This is a genomic window from Nocardia sp. NPDC004718, from assembly GCF_053601535.1.
Window position 1 is genome coordinate 1 of sequence record NZ_JBSGCA010000131.1, and the last position, 3,236, is coordinate 3,236.

General features: G+C 68.3%; 1 protein-coding gene. It reads right to left on the reverse strand.

What is annotated here, in order from left to right:
• A partial coding sequence (locus ACWEH3_RS35850) for an amino acid adenylation domain-containing protein (RefSeq protein ID WP_452358503.1) occupies nt 1–3,236 on the reverse strand: 3,236 nt, incomplete at both ends.

The window sequence follows — 3,236 nt, forward strand, 5'->3', positions numbered from 1 at the left end:
ACGATTTCGACGACGCGTTCGAAGGGGATGTCGGCGTTGGCGAAGGCGGCGAGGTCGGTTTCGCGGGCTTGGTCGATGAGTTCGGTGAAGCTGGTAGCGGCCTCGACACGGGTGCGCAGGGTGAGGGTGTTGACGAACATGCCGACGAGGTCGTCGAGGGCGCGTTCGCCGCGTCCGGCGATGGGGGTGCCGATCGCGACGTCCGGGTCGCCGGACAGTCGCGCCAGCAGCACCGCCAGCGCGGCGTGCACGACCATGAACAAGGTGCAATTGTGCTGACGCGCCAGCGCGATCAATGCCGCGTGCACCTGCGGGGACACCGCGAAACCGGTGTTGGCGCCCCGCATGCTCGCTACCACGGGCCGAGGCCGGTCCAGCGGCAGCTCCAGTCCCCCGGTCAGCCCGGTGAGTTGGTGACGCCAGTACGCCAGCTGTCGTGCGGCCACCGAGGTCTCGACGTCGTCGGTGCCGATCACGCTGCGTTGCCAGATGGCGTAGTCGGCGTACTGCACCTCCAGCGGGGACCAGCGCGGGGAATTGCCGCCGATGCGAGCCAGGTAGGCGCTCACCAGGTCCCGAGCCAGCGGGGCCATGGACGCGCCGTCGGCGGCGATGTGGTGGGCCACGAACGCCAGCAGGTGTTCGTCGTGCCCGGACTCCAGCAGCAGTGCCCGCACCGGCACTTCGGTGGTGACGTCGAAACCGGTCAGCATCAGCTCGGTGATCTGCTCGATCGGGTGGTCGGTGACCACGACCTCCAGCCCGGCGGGCAGGGCTTGTTCGACGGTGAGGATCTGCTGGAACGGCAACCCGCCCGGCCCACCGGCCGGATACCGGGTGCGCAGCGATTCGTGGCGTTCGAGCACGTCGGCCAGCGCGTAGCGCAGCGCGGAGACATCCAGCGCGCCGGTCAACCGGATCGCCATCGGAATGTTGTAGGCGGGAGAGGTGGGGTCGAACTGGTTGAGCACCCACATCCGCTGCTGCGCCAGCGATAACGGGATCGGCTCCACCCGCTCGGCGCGTTCCAGCACCGTGCGCGCACCCGCACCGGCGCCGGGCATCACCCGCGCCGCCAGCGCGGCGACCGTCGGCGCTTCGAACAACTCGCGCACCGCCACATTCGCGTCCAGCGCTTCGTTGATCCGCGCCACCACCCGCGTGGCCAGCAGCGAGTTACCACCCAACGCGAAGAAGTCGTCGTCCAACCCGACCGCGGGCGCGCCAAGCAACCCGGCGAACACCTCGGCCACCGCCTGCTCCACCGGCGAACTCGGCGCACGGAACACCGTCGCGGAGACGAACTCCGGCGCGGGCAGCGCCCGCCGGTCCAGCTTCCCGTTCGGGGTCAGCGGCAGCGCCTCCAGCACCACGATCGCGTCCGGGACCATGTAGCCGGTCAGGAACTCTGACACCTGCGTACGCAGCACCGACGGATCCATGCTCGCCCCGGCATCGGGCACGACGTATCCGATCAGACGGTCACCGGCATGCTCGTCCTCGCAGGTCAGCACCACCGCCTGACTCACTCCCGGACAGCGCAGCAGCGCCGCCTCGATCTCCCCGAGCTCGATGCGGAACCCACGCAGCTGCACCTGATGGTCGCCACGTCCGGCGTACTCGAGGGTGGCCTGACCACCGAACCCGACCCACCGCCCGATATCACCGGAGCGGTACATCCGCGAGCCCGGCGCACCGAACGGGTTGGCCACGAAACGTGTCGCCGCCAACCCAGGACGCCCCAGATAGCCGCGCGAGACCTGCGCCCCCGCGACATAGATCTCTCCGGCCACCCCGACCGGCGACGGGTGCAACCGATCGTCGAGCACGTACGCGTCCAGGCCCGGCAGCGCCCGACCGATCACGCTGGCAGGGTTGTCGACCATCTGCTCGTCCAACGACAGGAACGACACGTGCACCGTGGTCTCGGTGATGCCGTACATGTTCACCAACCGCGTCCGCTCACCGTGGCGGGCATACCAGCGGCCCAGCTTCCGCAGATCCAGCGCCTCCCCACCGAACACCACATATCGCAGCGCGAGCTCACCCGCGTCCGCCGCTCGATCCGCTTCCACCAGCTGGTAGAACGCCGACGGGGTCTGGTTGAGCACCGTCACACGCTCTCGGATCAACAGCTCACGGAACTGCTCCGGCGACCGCGAGGTCACATAGTCGACCACGACGACACTGCCGCCGTGCGCCAACGCGCACCACATCTCCCACACCGAGAAGTCGAACGCGTAGGAGTGAAACAGCGTCCACACATCGTGCTCGCCGAACTTGAACAACGGTTGGGCGTTGGCGAACAGCTCGACCACATTGCGGTGCGCGACCCCGACGCCCTTGGGCACACCGGTGGAGCCGGAGGTGTAGATGACATACGCGAGGTTATCTGGGCGCAACCGCCCCACCCGCTGCCCGTCACCCACCGGCGCGTCCGAATAAGATTCAGCGTCGGTCAACAGCACCACAGGCAAGTCACCGGCAGGCATCGCGTGGCGCTCCTGCTCCGTGGTCAGCACGCACACCGGGGCGGCATCGTCGAGCATGAATTTTAGTCGCTGCTCCGGATAGGTGGTGTCGATCGGCAAATACGCCGCCCCCGCGATCAGCACACCCAACAACGCGACCGGCAACTCCTCGCTCCGCGCCACCGCCACCGCCACCAACGACTCCGGACCCGCACCATGAGCGATCAACGCCCGCGCCACCTGATTCGCTCGCCCGTGCAGCTCACCGAAAGTCAAGCTGGCGTCGCCGAAGCGGATCGCGACCGCATCCGGCCGCGACCAGGCCTGCCGGGCGATCACATCCGGCAACGTCATCTCCAGCGCCGACGTACCTCGGGTGGATAACTCGTGCAGTACCAGTTCGCGTTCGCCGGGCGCGAGCACATCGATATCGCCCACCACGGCGGTGGCATCGGCCGCGACCGCCGCCAGGACACGACGGAACCGGCTCGCGAAGTTCCGCACCGTCGATTCGTCGAACAGGTCGGTCGCGTAACCGATCACCACCGACAGACCCGGCGCACCGGGCTGCTCGGCCAGGGTGATCTGCAGATCGAACTTGGCCGCCGACACTCCCGGATCGATGCCCGACACCGTGAGCCCGGGCAACTCGAGCGTCGCGGGAGCGAGATTCTGCAACACCAGCATCACCTGGAACAGCGGATGCCGCGCCGCCGAGCGGACCGGATCGAGCAACTCGACCAGCCGCTCGAACGGCAGGTCGGC